A 21,859-nucleotide genomic window follows, 5' to 3' on the forward strand; every position below is an offset into this window, starting at 1 on the left:
ATTCCTCTTCTTTTTCGCTCTAGAAATCATTTGCGGCAGGGTCTAGGATTTGCCCAAGCCGTTGCAGAACGACACGGTTGCTTTGTGCGGAGCAGTGGGATATGGCGCTGACTCCGGCTGGGTAGGGGCAGCAGTAGAGCGGGATAAATGGCTGGGCACTTTACCAGTTGGATTTTTTCCGCCGAATGCATTTGGCCTGTACGACACGCATGGAAATGTCTTGCAGTATGTGGAAGCCTCCTTTACTATTACTCAAATACCGGCTGATGGGTCTGCTTATAAGGAAGATGTCGTTTTGCATATGACGGGAAGGCTTTCCTTTATGAACGGCAAAAAGCCAGTGAAAGCCGGATGGTAAGAAGTGAAGACTAGGAAGATCCGCCGCAAATGCGTCGTTCGGGATTTCGCAATTGGGCACCTGGCCGTGTCTTTACCCTTCGGAACTACCGCAGCGGAGGTGTGGGATTCCGTGTTGCAAGAGATCTGTAGTATAGTGTTCAACTAATCAAAGCATGAACGCACAACATATGCTTTAGCCTAGCTGATAGATGAACTTCCATTTCAAATAATCTATCAGCTTTCGTTCTCGCTTGGCAGGCGCTTCAACTTTGGCGCGGAGCAGGTATTAGGTATCTACTTTTTTCGCTTCCACAACTAACGGAAGCCGAACGGGTTATCTGCTTGTACCTTTCCGCCCCGCCCCATGAAAATCCTGCTCACCGGTGCCAATGGCTACATCGGCCAACGCTTGCTTCCGCTACTGGTGGAGGCCGAACATGAAGTGATCTGCTTGGTGCGCGACCCGCGCCGCTTTGAGTTGCCCGAACGCCTCCGTGCCCGCGTAACCGTGGCCCAGGGCGACTTGCTCCAACCTAGCTCCCTGCGCGACCTGCCCCGCGACCTGGATGCCGCCTATTACTTGGTGCACTCGATGAGCGGCAACGACAAGGACTTCGTACAGTCGGAGCAAGATTCGGCGCAGAATTTTGTTGATTACCTCGACCAGACCACTGCTAAGCAAGTTATCTACCTGAGCGGCATCGTAAACGACCAAGGCCTGTCGGCCCACCTACGCTCGCGCAAAGCGGTGGAGTCGGTGCTGGAGAAGGCAGAGAAAGCTAGGCTGACGGTGCTGCGAGCGAGCATTATCATTGGGTCGGGCTCGGCGTCGTTCGAGATTATTCGCGACTTGGTGGAGAAGCTGCCGGTAATGGTGACGCCGCGCTGGCTCAACTCGCGCTGCCAACCCATTGGTATCCGCGACGTGATGTTTTACCTCACCGCCGTACTCGATAATCCCGATTGCTTCGGTAAAAAGTTCGATATCGGCGGACCAGATGTGCTGACCTACAAGCAGATGCTGATGGGGCTGGCCGAGGTACGCGGTTACCGGCGCTACATTATCACGGTGCCGGTGCTCACGCCGCGGTTGTCGTCGTGGTGGCTATTTCTGGTGACGCGTACGACGTTTTCGCTGGCGCAAAGCCTCGTGGAAAGCCTACGCAACGACACAGTGGCCGATCCGGGGCGGAGTATTCAGGCAATAATACCGCATGAGTGCATGAGTTATCGCGCGGCGCTGGAGCTAGCTTTTTCGCGCATCGAGCAAAACGAGGTGATCAGCAGCTGGAGCGACGCACTGAGCAGCGGCGTGATCCAAAAAAATTACATGGACTTCGTGCAGATTCCGCAGCACGGTGTGCTCACCAACCGCCAAGTGTTGAACTTCACTCGCGACCCAAACGAAGTGCTGCGCAACGTGTGGAGCATCGGCGGCGACCGGGGCTGGTACAAAGTGGATTGGCTCTGGCGCATTCGCGGGCTCATGGACAAGTTCGTGGGTGGCGTGGGGTTACGCCGCGGCCGCCGCTCTCCCACCAAGCTGCGCGCCGGCGACCCACTCGATTTCTGGCGCGTGCTCGTCGCGGACCGCAGTAGCCGCCGGTTGCTGCTCTATGCCGAAATGAAACTACCCGGCGAAGCGTGGCTACAGTTTCGAATTACAGGAAACGACGATGGTACTCATCGGCTGGAGCAGTTGGCGGCCTTCCGGCCCCATGGGTTGGCGGGGCGGCTGTACTGGTACTCGCTGGTGCCGTTTCACTTTATCATCTTCCGTGGCATGATCGAGAATATCGTGCAATATGGCGAGGCGGTGCCGGTGCTAGGTTCTCAGCCCGCCCCCGCAGGAATTTAAGTAGTTTCTTTTCTGCTGGCCACCGTTGCAAAGTCCTTAATACAGACAATTACCACTTGTATATAAGCTAGTTACAAAACCTCACCCATCTTATTAAAAGTCCTTTGACAATACTTATTGGGTATTATTTTCTGTCACGAAAGTGGAGATTTGAGCAACGATTTTAGCGTGTCGCTACGTCTTGCTATTGCTCTCCTATGTCCTTAGGCTTACACCTGCTACTACCGACTCCGGTTGGTCATTATTATTACGACGTTTTTTATCTGCTAGGCTTTGGCGTGGCGGGCGCACTCCTGCTGCTAGCAGCCAAGCAGCGACAGTACGCCTGGCGGCCCTGGCTCGTGCTGATGGCGGGTGCTCAACTGCTGCTTATCCTGGGCACGAAGTTGATTGCGGGTTCGGTTGCCGACTGGCACCACTTGGTTGCGCTAGGTAGCTGGACCGGCCCCGACCACCGCTCTATTCTCGGCGGCTTGCTAGGTGCAATATTGGCAGTCAGTGTTTTACGGCGCTGGCTAGGCTTTGGCCGGGGCGCCTACGACATGCTGGCTTTGCCGCTCATGGTTGGCCTGGCTGTACAAGGGGTTGGCTGTTTGCTGACGGGTTGTTGCTTTGGCACTGTAGCGCCTACGCTGCCATTCAGCGTGGCTTATGCGCCGGGTACACTTCCTTTCCTGACGCATGTGTCGGGTGGCCTGCTAGAGGCCAGTGCACCTAGGTCGCTGCCGGTGCATCCGGCGCAACTTTACCAGATTATTCTCTGCCTGAGCATTGCAGTCGGCCTGCTGGCAACTCGTAAGCAGCAGTGGCCAGCAGGCTGGCGCTTTACCCTGGTGCTGGTGGTGTACGTACTCGGCCGATTTGGCTTCGAATTCTGGCGTGACGTGGCCGGCGACGTAGTAGGCACTGGACTCTGGGGCTACCTTAAACCCGTACAATGGGGCTTGCTACTTGCCTTGCCCGTGCTAGGCAGCTGGCTTATCTACCAGAAGAAAACAACTGCTCCTGCTACGCATACTAGCCAGCCAGCTTCTTGGCGGCCCATGCTAACTGTGGCCGGGCTACTGTTGCTCACCGCCGCGCTAGGCCCACAGTGGCTGACGTGGTCGGAGCGCGGGGTGGTGCAAAGCCTACTGTTGGTGGTACTAGTATTGGAAGCGAACTATTTGCGTCAGCTGCGCGGGCGTGCGAACCCCGTTGCGAAGCTAGCTGCTGTGCTTGGCTGCGTGGCCATGCTGACCATGAGCCAGGCACCTGCGCCCCAGGAACCAAGCACTCAGGATGAGCAGCGGCGCTACACGACCGTCAGCATGGGTGGTTCGGCTGGCTCTATGCGGCAGCTGTATGATTATCCCTACGGATGTTCTGGCACGCGCTACGCTGTTCCGACGTATCGTCAACATTACCAGATAGGTACGCTCGACGTTGCGCGCAGCCAACCGCTTGGCCGGCACCTCACCGTCACCTATGGAGCGGCGCTGCACCTAGGGCAAACCCGGTTTTTGCCGGATCAGGATTCCACCTTTATGGCGTATGCAGGCTCCTCTCCCGTACCAACCTTCACCTATGGGGGTAAGCGGCAGTTGCTCACCGTCAACCCTTACCTAGAATTTGCGCATCCTAAGTACCTACGGCTAGGGCTAGGTGCCCACTTTGGTACGGCTGCCTATGATTTTCCGTACAGCCCCGGCAAACGGAACAACGTCAGACTACAATTCCTGCTAGAGGGTGGCTACATGCCTTATGTGTTCCTTCACATCAGCCTCAACCAAGGGGCCCGAGGAGTCGGTGACGGCACTTCTATGATTGGCCTAGGTTCGGGCTTCGGCCACAAGCACCCTCGCTTGCTAACTGGCCTAGCTTTGGTCAACAGCGAATCGAATGTAGGATTGTTCGAACGGTCTAGCTCCTCCTACATTCCCTTCTTGCAAGGCAATATTCCCATAAGCGCCCATTGGGAACTATTGCCGTACGCAGCTACTAATTTCAAGCACGTAAACCAATTACGACTACAGGTGCGCTACCGCTTGCCCGCAGTCGCTGACCGTTAATGGGCAGTACGCTACACGGCTATTCAAACTTAGCTTCCCAAGCGTCGCACCAGCCACATGATTAGGCTAACCAACAAGCTCAGCAGCAGCATGGAAGCAATGGGCGCATAAAGCCGAAAGCCAGGCCGTTCCACGCGCACATCGCCGGGCAGGCGGCCAAACCAGCTCAGCAAGCTACCGCCACCTAGCCACAGGAAAGCACCTAATATCGCAATACCTAGCCCAAGTAAAACAAGTGCTTTGCCGAGTGAGGGAGTCATGAGTGTAGGTCATAAGCTGTATCTAGAGCTAGTATACGCACCGCTTGGCAAGAGTCCTCCAACTATTTGAAATATCCCCGCTTTCGCTACTTATATTCTTTATTCACAACCACTTATTGCATACAATAACTCTATTTTAGTGTCTGATTCTGTGAAATTTTAGACGGGTATTCCGCTGGCAGTATCCGATTTAGTAGCGACTTCCCTGACGACCTACGTTCTCCCTTTGCTATTAACTCTATTTTATGCCTACGCTACTCTTACCTTCTCCTATAGGGCATCATTATTACTCGCTGTTTTATCTACTCGCCTTTGCGGTAAACCAAGCGCTACTGTTGTGGGAAGGGCATCGGCGGGGTTACCCGTTGCGCACATGGTTGCTGCTAATGGCCTGCACAACCCTAGCATTTATCTTGGGTACCAAGCTGATAGCGGTTCCGACCGCCGAGTGGGTAGCGTGGTGGCAACACGGGCAGTGGCCGACTTCTACTATGCGCTCTGCCCTAGGTGGCGCCATAAGCGGCACGCTGGCGCTGCTGGCCTTGCGGCGCTGGCTAGGCTTTAGCTGGCACGTTTTCGATGCGTTTACGGTGCCGTTTTGCGTCGCGCTGGCCGTGCAATGCGTAGGCTGCCTACTGACGGGCTGCTGCTTCGGGGGATTGGCGCACGACGGGCTTGGCCTCAGCTACGCACCCGGCACGCCGCCCTTCCTGACCCAAGTGCAGCGCGGCCTGATCGCTGCTACCGCTTCGCACTCGTTGCCGGTACATCCCGTGCAAGTGTACCAGTTGCTGCTGTGCCTAGCAGCCGGTGCCATCATTCTGCTAGTGCGCCGCAAACCGTGGCCAGGGGGCAGTTGGCGCTTGCTAGGGCTTTTTCTGCTGCTGCTCGGGCGTTTCTGGATGGAATTCATGCGTGACCCAGCCAGCGAGCGGGTTGGCGCTACGTTGCGGCCAGTAGGCAGCATCGTGCTCAAAGAGGTGCAATGGGTGCTGCTGCTTCTGGTTGCTGTTTCGCTGTTTTGGTGGCTCTACCTAGTAAGGCGCAGCGCGACGGTGCGCCCCGCCACGATACCAGTGAACCATACGCTTCGCAATTTGCTGGGTACCGCCGGGCTGCTGGGCATTACGGCCATGCTAGGTCCTTGGGCGCTTACGCTACCCGAGGTTTTGGTTATCAAAGCGCTGCTGCTGCCTGTGCTGATGTTGGAGCTAGGTAGGTTGCTGCTCAACGGGTCACGCGCCGCTACGCAGCCGCGATTGGTGGGCCTACCACTCGGCTTGGCTTCTCTCGTGCTGCTGTTCACTAATCAAACGCCGGTTGATTCTGCTTCTCGCCAAAGCTATTGGTCGGTAACGGGCGGCGTTGGCAACGGCCGTTTTTCCCGGATGCAGGAGTATGAATCGTCGGGTTGCGGTAGTGCACCCCCACCCCCGGCCGAGCCTTTCCGGCACCACTATCAATCGGCGCACCTAGGGGTGGCCCACACGGCTCAGTTCTACAGAGAGCGAAACGGTCGGGTTCGGTCGCGCAGCGTAGAGCTAGGTATTCACGGTATGGTAGGGCGCGACCGGGCGTACGACGACTCGACGGGGGTGCTTACCCGCTCCCAAAAGTTGCTTACGATTATGCCCTATGGCATCCTCCACACCCGCTATGTAAGTGGGGGTATCGGTTTCTGGGTCGGTTCGCTGGGCTATAATAAAAGAGGTGCTACCTACGACGTAAACAGCTTCGATACGTATGCTCTACTGCGAGTTGGCCCCAAAGAGCTGCTCTACGCGCAAGCGGAATATAACTCTCCGGTGGCGGGTTTGGGAAACCCAGCTACGCGCTTTGGCCTAGGTTCGCAGTTCCGATCCGGTGGGCGGCTGCAACTGCTGGCTGGCATAGCGATGGGTAAAGCCTACGAAGTACCCGAACGCAGCCGCAACAAAGCCTTCTTTCTGGAAGCTAGCTTGCGGCCGCAGCCCAACCTAGCCCTGGAGCCTTACTTTACGCTCGGTGGGCGCGAGTTTCGGCAGGCAAGCGTGCGCCTGCGCTACGACTTTCGAGGCAAGAAGTAAGCACCTCGGCAACACCACACTACGATAGAAGCAGATGGCATGCGGGGTTCAGATTCGGCAATAGTAATCTTGGGTTTTCTACCCAGCCAATAAGCTAACTTCTCACTTCCAGAACAGCTGCACCAGTACAATAATGCTTATCACTAGAGCGGCGTAAACGCCTAGTGCCCACCACTCACCGGGGTCTTTGAAGTTGTACGGGTGGCGCTTGCGGGCCGCTTGCTGTACCCACACCGATACCACCGTGCCTCCCGTAGCGAGCCCCAACGCTAGGGTTTGGGGCACAGCTTGGCGAAATAACAACAGCAAGGCAACCAGCGGAACCAGCCCCACCAGGTACCCTAACAAGCGGGTAGTAAACAGGTTAGAAGACATAAAAACAGATTAATGGCCTAGGTCCGCCGGGGTACCCCATGGCGGCCGTAGCAGCAGGTAAAACGCATACCCCGTTTTATCCTACGTGGAGGAAGTGACTAGCGCCGTCTTGGCCGCAATTGTTATGCCCGGCCCCCGGTAGCTAGCTGCACCATCTGATTTAGTACATCGCCATCCAACGGCTTGGTGAAGTAACCTTTTACTTCCTTGTACATTCTCGATTTCTCCATATCCTCGGGGTGAATAGAGGAAGTCAGCACGTACACGCATACTTGCTTGGGCAGTTGCAGCGCGGAGAAGGCGTCCAGAAATTCCCACCCATCCATGACGGGCATATTAAGATCGAGTAAAATCAAGTCCGGCACTTCTTCTGCCCATTGCAGTGCCACTAGTGCGTCGTAGGCTTCCTGGCCGTTCATGTATTTCTGAACTTCGCCGAAGGCCGCGTTCTGCTTCACGACTAACTCCGTGATAATCGACGTAATTGGATCGTCCTCAATAACATAAACCAGATCAAACACTTTCATTGAAGTAAACTTTAAAGGTGGATCCAGTACCTAGCTCACTTTCCACATCGATCTTACCATTCATTGCTTCCACCTGGTTCTTCGTGATAAAAAGGCCAACTCCCCGGGCATCTTCGTTGCTGTGGAAGGTCTTATACATACCAAAAAGCTTCGTCCGATGACGATTCAGGTCGATACCTAGGCCATTATCTTTGATCGCCAAGACAATAAACTCGGCTTCCTGGTAACAGCTTAAGGCAATGGTGGGGTGGGCGCTGGTGGAGCGGTACTTGATAGCGTTGCTAATCAAGTTAAGCAAAATACTGTCCAGGTACGCAGGCACCACATTCACCGTTACCTCGGCCGGAATATCGATGGTAACGGCAATGCTGCTTTCGTGAATAAGTACATTAAGCGCCTCTAAGGTTTTGTCTACTTCTTGCCGCAGCTTGCGGGACTCTTTGGGCTGGTTGGCATTGCTGTTGGCCGTTACAATCTCATTAAGGTTAACGATGGTTTCGGCTAGCTTGTCGGTGCTAGTTTTCAGCATTTGCAGGAACATCGCGCTTTGCTCCTGGTTGGTGGAAAGCTGCATGAGCTTCACCAGCGACGTGAGGTTGGCCGAGTGCGACCGGATGTTGTGGGAAATGATATAGGCGAAGTTTTGCAGCCGATGGTTCTGCTGTTTCGTGAGCGCCAGAAGCTTCTGCGAGTTCTCAAGGTTCTCAACCAGCAGCGTCACGTCGTAGCCGACGCATAGAATCTCACCTACTTGCCCCTCGCCGTTCAATAACCCCTTGAATTCCCAGTGGTTGGATTTGACGGTGCCGTCGCGGTACGGCTTGCGCAGAATAACTTGGTGGGGCACTTCGGGTTCGGCGAAGCAGCGCCCAACTACTCCGAGGCATTTAGGCCAGTCTTCTTGAACAATGCTCTGCAAAGACGACGTGCCAATGATCTTGCTGTCGTATCCAAACCGCTCGTAGAAGAAATCGTTTACGTAGGTATAGTTGCCTTGCGCATCCGTTTTGATGATGTACACCGATTGGTTGCTCAGAATAGAACCGTAGTGGCTTGCTAGCTCCTGCGCGTATACTTCCTCGTTGCGCTGCCGCGTGAAGTCAGTAAACACCCCCAGTACCCGATAGGGTTGGCCGGCGTCGTCTTGCATAAGCAGGCTGTGACAAAGCAGCCACACAGTCGTTCCACGCTGATGAGTACAACGCACTATTTGTTCGCAGCGCCTTGTTTGGGAGGCCACGCAACCCCTGACTTGCGCGTTGAGGGCAGCTAGGTCCTCCCCATTCACGGCGGATTGCCAGTGTTCGGCCTCGTTCAGTAGCGCGTTTGGGTCGTACCCGATGGTGCGCCAGAACGAGGGCGACACCCACCTGTTTTCCGGATTATGCAGATCCCAGTACCACAGGCCGCCTAATGCAGTATCTTGGATAAAGTCAAAAATGACACTTTGATTCTTTTGCAGCTGATCTAGTTCTTCGTAGAGATAATTCATGTCCATAAGTTATTGACTTTGCCAAGATGAGCATTCCTACCTAGGTAGTGCGCTCCACAACAGAGTCTGAGCAATACAGACAAAAATAGAACCTCTACGGTTGACCTCACCGTAGTTTTCTATAAACCTGGGTTTTGCATACGATCAACCTTGCTTCTGGCACGTTGGCACATTAACCTTACTCTTTCTCGAACACCGGTTCGATGTGGCCGTTGGCGCTGATTTGCAAAGCGGCCGCGTAGCGCGCACCCGTGCGCTGTGACAAGAACCCACGAATGACGCTGGTTTTACCCTTGCGTAGCAGTTGGTTCATCTGCACCTCGCTTAGCGTCTTGCCACCCCATTCAAACGGCGCCCGAAACTGGCAGTCTTCGCGGAAACGGGAGCAACCCCAGGCCGCTTTGCCGCGCAGCATGGTACCTAGCTTGCACACTGGGCACGGAATCACGCCGGGATCTTCGGTCGTAGTGGGCTTGCTTTCGGCGGCGCGTACCAGCTCTAGCTGGTGCTGCGGCGTAAGGCGTACAGCTGCGTCGAACTTGGCGCCGGCATCATCCACAAAGCTTTTGATAACGGGCGTCCGGCCCTTGGTAAGCAACGCACTCACCTGCTTGTCCGTCAGCTTCTTGCCTTCAAACGTCGCCGGTAAGCGAAATTGGCAGTTTTCCCGAAAGCGGGAGCAGCCGAACGCTGTTTTGCCGCGCAGAATGTGTCCCGCCCCACAGGATGGGCACGGACCTAGGCTGCCCGGAATAGCGGGCGTCGCGGGCTTAGCCGCAGGCGCTTGCGAGCCTCCTTTCGCCGCGGCAGTAGCTGCCGCCTCCGGCGCCCCTACCGTGATAGAACGGCGCGAGCCGTCCTGCTTTACTTCTAGCACCATCTCACGCACGAGGCTTTTCAACTCGCCCAAGAACTGGTCCGAGTCTAGGTTGCCAGCTTCAATCTGCCGCAGCTTTTTCTCCCATTGCCCCGTTAGCTCCGCCGACTTTAGCGTGGGATTCCGAATCAGGCCAATCAGCTCAACGCCGGTAGAAGTAGGAATAATCTTCTTCTTGTCGCGCCGGATGTAGCCGCGCTTGAACAGCGTTTCGATAATAGCAGCCCGGGTACTGGGTCGCCCGATGCCATTTTCCTTCATGGCTTGGCGCAGCTCGTCGTCGTCGATGTTGCGGCCGGCCGTTTCCATGCCACGCAGTAGCATGGCTTCGCTGTATTCGCGCGGAGGCTGGGTTACTTTCTGGTCGAGGCGTGGCTTGTGCGGTCCACTTTCGCCTTTTTCGAAAGTGGGCAGCACGGTGTTTACCACGTCATCGTCGCCTTCGGTACCCGCTTTCGGCGTAGCGGGTGCTTGCTGCGCAGCCGGGTCGCCGTACACCACGCGCCAGCCAGGGTTCAGAATCTGACGGCCCCGTACGCGGAAGGGGTAGCCCGCCGCCTCGGCCGTCACCGTTGTGTTCGAGACTTCGCAGTCAGGGTAAAATGCGGCCAGGAAGCGCCGCACGATGATATCATACACGCTGCTCTCGTAGCCACCTAGGCCGTTGGCACTCGCGCCCGTCGGGATAATGGCGTGGTGGTCGGTGACTTTCTGGTTGTTGAAGACCTTGGTCGACTTGCGGATTTTGTTGGCGAGCAGCGGCTGGGTAAGGCTATGGTAAGCACTCAGGCCCTGCAAGATGCCAGGAATCTTGGGATACTGGTCGTCAGGCAAATACGTCGTATCAACGCGCGGGTAACTCACTACTTTCTTCTCGTAGAGGCTCTGTACGGTTTTGAGCGTGTCTTCGGCCGACAAACCTAGCTGGTTGTTGCACTGCACTTGCAGCGAGGTCAGGTCAAATAGCGCCGGCGGCGACTCGTAGCCTTTTTTGATTTCGACGCCCGTAACGGTGAGCGGCGCGGGCTGCACGGCCGCCAGGGCCGCCTTGGCTTCTTCCTCGCTCACGAAGTAGCCGCGCGCTTTCAACCTCGCTTTTTCGTCGGGCTCATCGTCGTCGGCTTTGTTTTTCTTGGGCGGCGCGACGTGGCTGAACATAGTGCCGCGGTACTCAGTGCGCAACACCCAGTACGGCTCCGGCTTGAAGTTCTGAATTTCGTGATACCGATCTACGAGCAGAGCTAGGGTCGGCGTTTGCACGCGTCCGATGCTGAGCACCTGCTTCTGACCGGCGGCGTACTTGAGCGTAAACAGGCGTGTGGCGTTCAGCCCCAAAAGCCAGTCGCCCACGGCGCGGCTTTTGCCGGCCTGGTAGAGGCGGTCGAACTCGGCCCCGTCGCGCAGGTTCTGAAAACCCTGGCGAATGGCTTCTTCGGTCAAAGACGAAATCCAGAGGCGCTTGAAGGGCTTGCGGTACTTGGCCTCGGTGAGCACCCAGCGCTGAATGACCTCGCCTTCCTGTCCGGCGTCGCCACAGTTGATGACTTCTTCAGCGTTGGCCAGCAGGTTCTTAATCACGTTGAACTGGCGCACCACGCCGTCGTCGCGGCGCATGAGCTTGATGCCGAAGTTATCGGGCACCATGGGCAGGTCGTGGATGCTCCAGCGCTTCCACTCGGGGCGGTAGTCTTCGGGCTCGCGCAGCTGGCAGAAGTGCCCGAAGGTCCAGGTTACTTGGTAGCCGTTGCCCTCGAAGTAGCCGTCCATCTTCCGGTTGGCACCGATGACGTTGGCAATTTCGCGGGCGACGCTAGGCTTTTCGGCAATGCAAACTTTCAAATCGCAGGGTGTTGCTGATTCACTGATGGCGCTGAGCTAGCTCAGCAAGGAATCAACAAAGATACGGCACAGAAAGGTCGTTTTCAGGTTGGGTTCTTAGCCCTTCAGAAGCTGAGGATTACTGCCTACGTCCCCTGTAATCTAGTAAGCCCCCTACTGGGGTTCGATTTATTGACTGAGTTGTTATGAGATAAAGATTCATGATTCTACTCAGGTTGTAGCAGCAGTGGCTATGGTGACGACGGAATTTTGCGAGCACCTGATTATGATGCTGTAACCTAGCTAGGTTCCGCTTACGTAAGAACCCGATTCTTTCTATTGTAATGGAATTCACGACCTCCTCTATACCAGCTATTTTGCCTTCGCCTGCGGCCAGCCTCAAAGTGTGGGCACGGGTTGGCTTTGCCTCTCTGGGGTTCGTGTATTTGGTACTGGGTGTGCTCGCCACTATGGCGGCGCTCGGCCTGCGTAGCAGCGACGCACCAAGTCAGCAGGAGGCATTTCAAGCCATTCAGCACATGCCCCTAGGCCAGGTTTTGCTATGGCTCACTGCAGGTGGCCTGCTGGGTTACGTGGCGTGGCGCTTTGCCCAAGCGCTGCTCGATACGGAAAACCAAGGTTCCGCTGTGAAAGGTTTGGCCGTCCGCGGCTTCTATGTATTTAGCGGATTACTGCACGCAGCCCTCGCTTTTTACACGGCCAAAATTGCCTGGCATGGCCACCTTCCGCCCAGTGACAACACCAGCCAGTCAACACTGCGGAGCGTGCTGCACCACGATTATGGGCAGGTACTGCTGGCGCTGGTTGGGTTGATTGTGCTGGGCGCTGGTGTCGTCCAACTCTACCGCGCTTGGTCGGGCAAGTTCGACACCGATGTACAGGTCAGTCCATTTACGCACGCCCAACGGTTGCTCGTGCACCGCATGGGGCAGGTAGGCTATAGTGCCCGTGGCGTGGTGCTGCTCATCATGGGCTATTTCTGCTTTAGGGCTGCTCAGCATGCCAACATCAATGAAATACGCGACACAGAGGGTTGCTTCAAGGCGCTGCAAGCCATGAGCCCAGAAGCACTCGGCGCGGTTGCGCTGGGGCTGGTCGTCTACGGACTCTACATGTTTATTCAGGCCCGATTTCCAATTCTGCGACGAGTTTGACCTAGGCTATGGTGTGCATAATCAGGGGAATTTTCGCAGCCTAAGCACTCTGCCTTTAAGATAGAGACCTGTTTTTAGCCGTTGAAAAGGTAATACAGGTGGTTGAGATGGACGACAATAATAAGCTAGGTTTTAAGGCTCCACAGCTCTATTAACTACCTGTGAGGCGCAGCCGTAAACACGCGTAGCGTTCTGTGCTTCTGTCTTATTCCAGACAGAAGATGTCCCTCTCACTACCAAAACCAACCTTTTATGGATACCACCACTTCCGAAGCAACTACGACGGTCGAAACTATCAAAACGCCTGCTTATGGCGCCACCAACTCCATCTTCAACGGCCTGAAGCGCATGGAGATTGAGCGCCGCCTACCCCAGGGCGACGAAGTTCACATTGATATTCTGTACTGCGGCGTGTGTCACTCCGATGTGCACCAGGTGAAAAACGACTGGAAAAACACAGTATATCCCTGCGTACCCGGTCACGAAATCGTTGGTCGGATCTCGCAAATTGGTAGCGCCGTAACCAAGTTCAAGGTTGGTGATCTTGTAGGCGTGGGCTGTATGGTTGACTCGTGCGGCGAGTGCCAGCCGTGTAAGCACGGCGAGGAAAACTATTGCCAAGGCCCCGTGAGTTGGACGGCCACTTACAACGGACCCATGAAGCCAGACGGCAGCGGCGCCAACACCTTTGGCGGCTACTCGACCAACATTACTGTGAAGGAGTCGTTTGTGCTGCGCATCCCGGAGGGTCTTGATATCAAAGCAGCCGCGCCTATTCTGTGCGCGGGTGTTACGACCTACTCGCCCATGAAGCACTGGAATGTGAAAGCGGGCGACCAAGTAGGCATCGTGGGGCTCGGTGGCCTAGGTCACATGGCCGTGAAGCTAGCTAAAGCCTTGGGTGCTAACGTAACGGTGCTTACAACTTCTAAGGATAAAGTAGCTGATGCTGAGGCCTTCGGCGCGCACGAGGTCATTATATCAACCGACGCTGCGGCGATGAAGCAGCACGAAGCAACGTTCGACTTCATCCTCAACACCATCCCCGACGCTTACGACATTTCCGATTACGTGTCGCTGCTCAATCTCGACGGCACTATCGTGGCCGTTGGCTTGCTAGGCGAATACAAGAAGCCGCTCAATAATATGGATATGGCCACGTACCGTCGTTCGGTGGCGGGCTCCATTATTGGCAGTATTGCCGAAACCCAGGAAGTGCTGGACTTCTGCGCCGAGCATAACATCCTGCCCGAAGTGCAGATGATCCAGATGCAAGACATCAACAAAGCCTTCGACGACCTGCTTGACAAGGAAGTGCGCTACCGCCACGTCATCGACATGCAGTCATTGAAGGACGAAGAAGCTTAAGCGCGCTAGCACCTAGCTAGGTACATACAACGGCCTTGCTGCAGTTCAGGAAAGAACCGCGGCAAGGCCATTGTATGTATAGCGTTGCGTAGCAACCCGATACGTTAATCTCGGTATTTCGGCATTTCCTCTGGCTGAGAAAGCAACCCAGCCGAAATCTCCACCGCCCCAATCGCCAAGAAGGCGTTGCGCGCAGCTTTGTTTTTGGAGAAACCTAGCAACCAAGGAGCACTAGCGGCTAGCACGCCGGCAGCTATATCCAAGATGAGGTGGGTTTTAAAAGGTATCTTCTTGAATACGCCCCATTCAGCCCGCGTAAATAAGCCAACGGTTAGAACGTTACCAGCTAGCACGCGCGTCATCATAACGGCGTTCTTTTCGTCTTCGAAGCCGGCTAGCTTTGGCAAAGCCAGGACCATGGGTATGTAACTCAAATCGGCAACGCCATGCAACTGCCGCGAAATAGGCTTTTCCATACTACAAGAAAGTGGGATGATGAATACAAGCAGTACGTCAAGCTTTTTGGAAAAGGTATTGTCGAGTTGGCAACAACTTTATGACCTTCTTGCTACTACGGTAGCGCTTAGCGGATTTTGTAGGTGTTTGTTAGGGCACGTTCGGAGCTAGGTATTTTGACCGAAGTATTCAAGCATTCATGTATTGCTCACGCAAGCGCCCCTAGGTTTGAGCCATCGTTCAACCATTCCTTATTTATCATGAAGAAGCTCCTTCTTCCGGTTGTCGCTCTGGCTTTGGCCACGGTTCCTGCGTGGGCCGGCCCAAGCCACCCCGTCAATGCAAAGCTTGTCCCCGCTTATTCCATTCTGCTGCCCGGCGTTGAAGTCGACGGCGTCAGGCCCGTTGCGAAGCATTCGCATAAGCTAGCTGCTACTCATCCGAGGCCAGCCCACCGCGCGAAGCCGTAGCGCAATCAAGTTCATTGCCTAAAAAAGCCTCGTGTTAGATGTACGAGGCTTTTTAGGCAATGAACTTGATTGGCAGGCGCAGTTACTCCACGACCAGCACAATTTTTCCTACGGCATGGCCTTCTTCGCTGTAGCGGTGTGCTTCGGCCGTTTCGGCCAACGGAAAGGTTCGGTCGATCAGTGGCTTTACCTTCCCGGCTTCCAGCCATTCGCCCAGCAATGCTAGGTCGATGCCATTTGCTTCGGCCCATACCGGCTTCATCTTCTTATCGGTGAACACCGAAATGGGCCCGCTCACGACGTCTTTGGGGTTTGGCACCGTTGTTACGTAGCGCCCTTTCTCCCGCAAACTGTCCTTGCTGGCAGAATACGAGTTCGTGGCTACCGCATCAAAAATCAGGTCGTAGCGGTCTTTATCAGCGGTGAAATCGTGCTCTTTGTAGTTGATTACTTGGTCGGCACCTAGCTCCTTGGCAAGTGCTACGTTATCAGGGCCAACCACCGCCGTAACTTCACTGGCTCCGAGAACTTTGGCAATCTGCACGGCAAAAGAGCCGACGCCGCTAGAAGCGCCATTAATGAGCACCTTCTCACCGGGTTGCAATTCTCCTTTGTCGCGCAAGGCTTGCAGGGCCGTGTAAGCCGCCAGCGGCACGGCCGCCGCTTGTTGGTAGTCGAGGTTGGCGGGAATAGGCGCGGCCACTTTCTCCGACACCGAAGCGAGCTCAGCATTCGCGCCACCTAGCCCGTCGTTGAGCATGGCAAACACCCGGTCGCCCACTTGAAAGCGCGTTACCTCCGGCCCGATACTCACGACGTCACCAGCCATGTCGCGCCCCGGAATCTTGGGGAAACTCAACCCCGATACCGGTAGCAAGTGTCCTTGCCGAATTTTCCAATCGACGGGGTTAACGCTGCTGGCTCGCACGCGCACCAAAATGTAATCGGGCTTCAGGTCTGGGTCGGGCTGGTCGCCGTACCGCAGCACGTCAGGTTCGCCGTAGCCCTCATAATAAATTGCTTTCATCAGCTTGGGTACACTAAGTAAACCCAACCATACGCGCCCTTGGTAGGCCCGTTGCCTTCTTCAGTCGAAAAACTTAGGCATAAAAAAACCACCGAAGCCTAATGCATTCGGTGGTTTTAACACGCCAGCCCTTTCCCCTCAGTCTAGGCCAGCGTGGTACTGATAATAGCTAGCTCACTCGACGCATTGTGTTGCTGTCTTCTTTTTCATTTTCTTCGACATGTAGCGTATTGGCCTGCTCCTCTACCGGAACAACGGGCAACGGTGTCGTGTCACCCAAAGGCTTCGCACTTGTAGCGTAGATGTGCGCATACTCGTCGAGGTCATCTTCCACGCGCAAGTCTTTCAGCAGACCGTCACGCACATCATACACCAGCCCGTGCAAGCGCGGCGGGTTGTCACCTTTGCGCGCGTTCTGAATGATATTAGTCTTGGCTAGGTTACGCACCTGCTCGATTACGTTCAACTCTACTAGTCGCCGCAAGCGTGCACTCTCGTCGTGAATGCGCAGGTATTCTGTTTCGTGCAGCCGGATCACGTCGCGGATGTTCGTCAGCCAATTGTCGATCAGGCCGTACTGCTTGTCGGATGCTGCCGCTGCCACGCCGCCACAACCGTAGTGGCCCACCACCATAATATCTTGCACACCTAGCACCTCCACCGCGTACTGCAGCACACTCAGCAAGTTCATGTCGGAGTGCACTACCAGGTTGGCGATGTTACGGTGCACAAACATTTCGCCGGGTCCGGTACCCGTAATAGCGCTAGCCGGCACACGCGAGTCGGAACAGCCAATAAACAGATAACGAGGCTTTTGACCAGTCGCTAACCGATTAAAATAATCCGGATCGGTAGCTAACTTTTCTTGTATCCACTTACGGTTATTAGCCAGAATCTCTTGCATTGTCGGAAATTATGATGTTGGGGAGGTTGATTTCACAGAATAAGTAACCTGTGCAGATAACTTAGTTCGCAAATGCCAGCTAGGTCCCCTGTGGCTCGGAAGAGACAAAGCATCGTTTGCTTCAGCTCATTCAGCGCCAAACTATTACCCCTGGGTGGTCGCAACAAACGATGCGACTTCCACAACAACAGATCAGCTTTAAGAACAAATCGGTTGTTGTACCAACTGCCGCCATTTGATAATATGGCTGGTTAGTACGAGATGATACAATTTTACGGCAGTGTTGTTAAGACCGAATTAAAAGAGTGTTAAAAGGAAATTAAAAACAATAACTTACTGATTTTTAAAGCAATATAATTTTCATTTCAATGCTTCTAACATCGAAAGTCTTTTTCGCTGATTAAGTAATTATCTAAAAACTGGCTTGCTATCCCGTCAGTTGGCTGCCATATCTTAGCAGCTGACGGCTAAATAACACCCTAGCTTAACTTGGCCGGAAGCTCCAGCCGCACCTGGGTGCCTTGCCCTAGCTCGCTCGCCACGGTTATGGTGCCGCCGTGCAGCTCCATGATTTTGGCCGTGAGCGGTAGCCCAATGCCGTGCCCTGGCACGTTGCGCACCGTTGCCGCCCGAAAGAAAGGTACGAAGACCTGTTGCCGGTCGGCTTCGCTCATGCCCACTCCTTGGTCGCGTACTTCCAGGCTTACCGTGTGCCCATCCGTCGCCAGCACCGCCACAATAGGTTCTTGGGCCTCGGCTGAGAACTTACAGGCATTCTCCAAGATATTAAGCACCGCCGCCAGCAACAGCGCTTCGTTGCCGTGCACGCTAAAGGGAATGGTAGCGCCATAAGCGGGCGCTTCACTGAAATCCAAGTCGATGCGGCAGGTGGGCTGGCGGCGCTGCATTTCTTCGTGTGCTTGCAGCAGCAGCTCGTCGAGGCGGACTAGCGTGAACGGTACCTGTGAGGGGTCGTCGGACACTTTTGCAATCTGCAACAGGCCGTTGGTCAGATCTTTCAACAGGCGCGCCGCATCCAGGGTGCTCTGCAACACGCGCCGATACTCTTCGGGCGTACGCTGCTGCATCAGCGCAACTTCCAACTGTCCAATAACCGCCGTGATGGGCGTGCGCAGCTCGTGCGAGGCGTCGCGCACGAAAGTGCGCTGCCCGGCAAAAGCTGTTTCAAGCCGGTCGAGCAAGCTGTTGAAGCGCTGGGCTAGGTGCGACACCTCGTCTTGGCCGTCGGCCTGCGAAAGACGCTGGTGCAGATCCGACGCCCGGATGTTGTCGACCTCCTGCACAATGCGTTTCATGGGCCGCAAGGCTTGCCCGGCAAAAAACCAACTTCCCAGCCCCACAATCAGAAAGGAGCCGAACAGCCCGGCGGCCAGAATCTGGCGCTCCTGTCGCAATTGCTCCCGGGTCGTGGTATCCAGTGAGGAGGCCACCACCACAAAGTCGCCGCGGCGCGCATCGCGGTAGAGGAGCCCTACCGTTTGCCGGTAGTTAGAACCTAGCACTACTTCTCTGCCCGTCTGCCGCACGGCGCTTAGCAGCTCGGCGGGCACTGCCATTTCCGTCTCCTGGCCTTCACGAAATACGATTTCGTTGGCCGCATTATACACGTATACTTCTTCCTCGGGCAGCGTGCGGTAAAACTGGCGGAGGTAACGTCGGTACGAGGCACGACTTTCCTCGTCGGCCCGGTTGGTTCCGTCTAAGTACACGTGCGCCACAATCCGCGCCCGCGCAAACAGACTTTCGGTGAAGTACTGCCGCCAGGAGTAATACGAGAAAAAGTAAATGACCACCGTAAACAGCACCAGCGTGACGGCCAGAATAGCGGCAAACTGCAAGGCCAAGCGTGTGCGAATGGTCATCTATTTCGAAGGAGTGAGGGGCAAATGTTGAATGGTGAGTGGCTAGGGATGCCAAATGGTTGAGTGGTGTGGGTTGCTTCACGCTCTTCCTTCCCGTGGCAACTCAACACTCGGCCCTTAGCATTCAGCGATCCTCAGTCTTCTTTCATCACGTAGCCCATGCCCACTAGCGTGTGAATGAGCTTGGGAGAAAAATCTTTGTCGACTTTTTTGCGCAAAAAGTTGATGTACACGTCGATAACGTTGGAACCCGTGTCGAAGGACGTTTCCCAGACGTGTTCCAAGATATCAACCCGCGAAATCACCCTGCCTTGGTTGCGCAGCAAGTATTCCAGCAACGCAAACTCGCGCGCCGTCAGCTGAATGGCTTGCCCTGCCCGCTGCACCAACTTGCGCGCCGGATCCAGGGTTAGGTCGGCTAGGCGCAGCACTGCCCCCGCGGCCGGCCCTTCTTGACGCCGCCGAGCGAGGGCCCGAATGCGCGCCAATAGTTCCTGAAAAGCAAATGGTTTAACCAAATAGTCGTCGGCGCCAGCATCGAGGCCCCGAATCTTGTCGTCCGTTTCGCCGAGGGCCGTGAGCATCAGAATCGGAACGGCAGGATTTTGGGCTCGCACTTGCCGGCACACTTCGAGCCCGCTGAGACTAGGCAACAGCGTATCAAGAATCAGGAGGTCGTAGGGACTGGCCAGCGCCATGCGCAAGCCGACCAAGCCATCGGGGGCTAGGTCCACAGCATACTGCTGCTCCGTGAGGCCTTGGTGCAAAAAGGCGGCTACTTTGGGTTCATCTTCAACCAGCAGAATCTTCATCGGGAGGAAGGGCAAGGATAAGTGCAACAGACTACTGCTGTCCGTTGCGGTTACGGGCCCCAAGATACAGGACTAAGCCGGGCCGCCTAGTCTATAACTCCTGATTAGTCGATTCTGCTGACTACGTAGCTAGGTCAAAGGCTCGAAATTTCCCGCCTATCAAATCTACATTATCCACTGACTAACAGTCAGTTACCTGTATATCTTCAGCAACTAGCTGATGTAGCCTATGCAGCAAGAAACTTGCTGTAGCAATTCAGCAGGAGTAAGAAACTGATTACTCATCACGACCGTTTGACATATAGCGACAAGTGCTGCTTGCTGCTTGACGGTAAATTTGAGCGAGGTGTATTGCTCCTGCACAAATTCCGACAGCCAGCGCCCCGCTTGTGCTGGGTTGCCTTTGTATAGTGCCGCGCGAAGATTTACCTCATTCTCTGACATGGGCTGTGATCTTAACAGGTATTCCTACAAAGTTATTATTCCTAAGTCCAATTTTCAAAGATGCTACCTTAATTCTCGATGAGTATTTTTTATGTACCGTTTTGGCTGTGTATCACTACGCTACCTAGGTAGCGAAGCTAGCTCAGACTACTGGTAGTATCTGATTTTCTTCTTTTCATCTGTCTTTCCTCACAAGTAACGCCAGACGCATGACTGACCCATAAAGGCTAGCCATAAGCTTGGTACGAAGCGCACCGTTCGTTATATAAAATGCCGACTTTTCGCAAATTAGTTGATACCCCTTCTCTCACCGTTTCTTATGATGGTCCCAACAATTGGCTATATGTCGAGTGGAAAGGCGAACACGATGAAACGTCCGTATTCGCTGGCTTTGAACTGATCGTACGCTGCCTGCAAGCCTGGGAGTGCAAGAAAATCTTAAATGACAGCAGCCAAGTAACAAGCAGTTGGGAAACGGCGGCGCAGTGGCTAGGTCATGACTTCTTTAAGTGCATTGCCCAAAAAGGTGTTCGGTACGTAGCCTGGATCTACTCGCCCCAGTGGTCCGACCGGCACGCTATCGATGCTAGCTTGCAGTTCGTCACCAACCCCATCGTGATTATGTTCGAAGAACTGGCTACTGCTTATGCGTGGTTGAAGCAAAGCCAATAGGGTCCACTTTGTGCTACCTGACTAGGGCAAGAATAGTACATGGCATAGATTATATAGAGTACTTCCTGGATCGGTTATTGAGTACTCTTTGTAGCAGAGTGAGGTTGGTCGGATACGTCATCCTTCCGCCTCTCATCTACTGATCAGCTACCCTAAAAAAAAGCCTATAAAGTCAAAGCGAAATAATAGGATATTTCCAACTACGAATTTTGCTCAAAGAGCGAGATACGGCTTTTCTGCCTGCTCTATCTCCTTGTCAGAGCGTTGGACCGCTTTTTCGCGCTGTCTGTATGTAATTAGGCTATGCGTATATAGGATTTGAACGCCACCCAGAGACCTATGAAGGGCAAAAAGCACAATTATTCGCGCTTGGTAAATCCAGCTAACTACTTCATTGCGTATGTATTTGCCGCAGGTAACAGTACGTTTTCTGCTGGTATGTTTTCGAAAAGCCCCAATCAGTGATTGGGGCTTTTTTATCGCTTCTTTAAGCGCTTAGCTCTCTAGCTAAGGACAAGCTCTCCCTTCCTCTGCTAACGACCCGCAGAAGCATTGTCAGATAGCCCCCAAACATTGATTTTCAGTTTGGCATAACGCCCGCTTAGCCAGTCAAATAGAAAATAGTAGAGGTATAAAAGATGGCCTCTATACTCCTTAAACACAAGGATATAACCGCGTATTGCAATTCACCGAATAGGTTTTTAAAAATAATTTCTTGCACAAATTTTTGTTTATATAATGTGATTACACTATGTTTATAAAAAATATAACGTATCTGGTAAGCATGGAACACATTTTCTCTCTCCCTTCCGTCACTTCAAGGATCAATGCGACCGTAGCTCAGCCTTCTTTTCTCAAGCGGGCTTTTGACATAGTTTTTGCTTCTTTAGTCCTGCTTTTTCTGCTCAGTTGGCTTGTGCCGCTGATTGCATTAATTATTAAAATCGATTCGAGAGGTCCGGTCTTCTTTAAGCAGCTGCGCACA

At 54.3% G+C, this 21,859-nt stretch carries 19 protein-coding genes; 8 read left to right on the top strand and 11 right to left on the bottom strand.

Going from position 1 to position 21,859, the window contains the following annotated elements; translation table 11 throughout:
• Window positions 1–49: 49 nt before the first annotated feature.
• The 3 genes from BXP70_RS23435 (at window position 50) to BXP70_RS23445 (ending at window position 4,248) form a co-directional block, all read left to right on the top strand.
• A complete protein-coding gene (locus tag BXP70_RS23435) occupies window positions 50–358 on the top strand; it encodes an SUMF1/EgtB/PvdO family nonheme iron enzyme (protein ID WP_086596557.1) in 309 nt (102 codons plus the stop codon).
• A gap of 345 nt (window positions 359–703) precedes the next feature.
• On the top strand, window positions 704–2,197 hold the full coding sequence (locus BXP70_RS23440; RefSeq protein ID WP_086596558.1) for an SDR family oxidoreductase: 1,494 nt from the start codon (window positions 704–706) through the stop codon (window positions 2,195–2,197).
• 197 nt (window positions 2,198–2,394) lie between these two features.
• Window positions 2,395–4,248, top strand: coding sequence for a prolipoprotein diacylglyceryl transferase (locus BXP70_RS23445; protein WP_086596559.1), 1,854 nt, complete (start codon window positions 2,395–2,397; stop codon window positions 4,246–4,248).
• 29 nt (window positions 4,249–4,277) lie between these two features.
• On the opposite strand, the gene BXP70_RS23450 is transcribed toward BXP70_RS23445, so the two are convergent.
• Complete coding sequence (locus BXP70_RS23450; protein WP_086596560.1) at window positions 4,278–4,508, bottom strand: DUF2905 domain-containing protein; 231 nt, start codon at window positions 4,506–4,508, stop codon at window positions 4,278–4,280.
• A gap of 245 nt (window positions 4,509–4,753) precedes the next feature.
• Here BXP70_RS23450 and BXP70_RS23455 point away from each other — a divergent pair, with 245 nt between their 5' ends.
• Entirely contained in the window at window positions 4,754–6,574 is a 1,821-nt protein-coding gene (locus tag BXP70_RS23455) for a prolipoprotein diacylglyceryl transferase family protein (protein WP_086596561.1), read from the top strand.
• Window positions 6,575–6,676: 102 nt separating this feature from the next.
• Here the strand turns inward: BXP70_RS23455 and BXP70_RS23460 are convergent, their stop codons facing one another.
• From BXP70_RS23460 to BXP70_RS23475, 4 genes are all read right to left on the bottom strand, one after another.
• On the bottom strand, window positions 6,677–6,949 hold the full coding sequence (locus tag BXP70_RS23460; protein WP_086596562.1) for a hypothetical protein: 273 nt from the start codon (window positions 6,947–6,949) through the stop codon (window positions 6,677–6,679).
• A gap of 122 nt (window positions 6,950–7,071) precedes the next feature.
• Entirely contained in the window at window positions 7,072–7,476 is a 405-nt protein-coding gene (locus tag BXP70_RS23465; RefSeq protein WP_086596563.1) for a response regulator, read from the bottom strand.
• Complete coding sequence (locus tag BXP70_RS23470; RefSeq protein WP_179197797.1) at window positions 7,463–8,968, bottom strand: sensor histidine kinase; 1,506 nt, start codon at window positions 8,966–8,968, stop codon at window positions 7,463–7,465. Before BXP70_RS23470 ends, BXP70_RS23465 begins: the two co-directional genes overlap by 14 nt.
• A 178-nt stretch (window positions 8,969–9,146) precedes the next feature.
• Entirely contained in the window at window positions 9,147–11,684 is a 2,538-nt protein-coding gene (locus tag BXP70_RS23475; RefSeq protein WP_086596565.1) for a type IA DNA topoisomerase, read from the bottom strand.
• A gap of 323 nt (window positions 11,685–12,007) precedes the next feature.
• Between BXP70_RS23475 and BXP70_RS23480 the strand changes: the two genes are divergently transcribed.
• Window positions 12,008–12,838: a DUF1206 domain-containing protein gene (locus tag BXP70_RS23480; protein WP_086596566.1), complete on the top strand. Its 831-nt coding sequence runs from the start codon at window positions 12,008–12,010 to the stop codon at window positions 12,836–12,838.
• Between the two features lie 252 nt (window positions 12,839–13,090).
• Window positions 13,091–14,206, top strand: a complete 1,116-nt coding sequence (locus BXP70_RS23485; protein WP_086596567.1) for an NAD(P)-dependent alcohol dehydrogenase — start codon at window positions 13,091–13,093, stop codon at window positions 14,204–14,206.
• Window positions 14,207–14,310: 104 nt separating this feature from the next.
• On the opposite strand, the gene BXP70_RS23490 is transcribed toward BXP70_RS23485, so the two are convergent.
• The 6 genes from BXP70_RS23490 to BXP70_RS30355 form a co-directional block, all read right to left on the bottom strand.
• The gene (locus BXP70_RS23490; protein ID WP_086596568.1) at window positions 14,311–14,682 is read right to left on the bottom strand and encodes an SPW repeat domain-containing protein; all 372 of its coding nucleotides are present in this window, start codon (window positions 14,680–14,682) and stop codon (window positions 14,311–14,313) included.
• A gap of 532 nt (window positions 14,683–15,214) precedes the next feature.
• Window positions 15,215–16,159 carry an NAD(P)-dependent alcohol dehydrogenase gene (locus BXP70_RS23495; protein WP_086596569.1) on the bottom strand — a complete coding sequence of 315 codons (945 nt, stop codon included), beginning with the start codon at window positions 16,157–16,159 and terminating at the stop codon, window positions 15,215–15,217.
• A 169-nt stretch (window positions 16,160–16,328) separates the two neighbouring features.
• Entirely contained in the window at window positions 16,329–17,063 is a 735-nt protein-coding gene (locus BXP70_RS23500; protein ID WP_086596570.1) for a carbonic anhydrase, read from the bottom strand.
• 479 nt (window positions 17,064–17,542) lie between these two features.
• Window positions 17,543–18,946: a sensor histidine kinase gene (locus BXP70_RS23505; RefSeq protein ID WP_086596571.1), complete on the bottom strand. Its 1,404-nt coding sequence runs from the start codon at window positions 18,944–18,946 to the stop codon at window positions 17,543–17,545.
• A 134-nt stretch (window positions 18,947–19,080) separates the two neighbouring features.
• The gene (locus BXP70_RS23510; protein ID WP_086596572.1) at window positions 19,081–19,758 is read right to left on the bottom strand and encodes a response regulator; all 678 of its coding nucleotides are present in this window, start codon (window positions 19,756–19,758) and stop codon (window positions 19,081–19,083) included.
• A gap of 213 nt (window positions 19,759–19,971) precedes the next feature.
• Window positions 19,972–20,202 carry a hypothetical protein gene (locus BXP70_RS30355; protein WP_086596573.1) on the bottom strand — a complete coding sequence of 77 codons (231 nt, stop codon included), beginning with the start codon at window positions 20,200–20,202 and terminating at the stop codon, window positions 19,972–19,974.
• Window positions 20,203–20,472: 270 nt separating this feature from the next.
• Between BXP70_RS30355 and BXP70_RS23520 the strand changes: the two genes are divergently transcribed.
• Together BXP70_RS23520 and BXP70_RS30635 are read left to right on the top strand one after the other, a co-directional pair.
• Window positions 20,473–20,874, top strand: a complete 402-nt coding sequence (locus BXP70_RS23520; RefSeq protein WP_086596574.1) for a hypothetical protein — start codon at window positions 20,473–20,475, stop codon at window positions 20,872–20,874.
• Between the two features lie 784 nt (window positions 20,875–21,658).
• On the top strand, window positions 21,659–21,859 hold a 201-nt coding region (locus BXP70_RS30635; protein WP_317044484.1), incomplete at its 3' end, for a sugar transferase.

It is taken from the genome of Hymenobacter crusticola (assembly GCF_002154225.1).
GTDB lineage: Bacteria > Bacteroidota > Bacteroidia > Cytophagales > Hymenobacteraceae > Hymenobacter > Hymenobacter crusticola.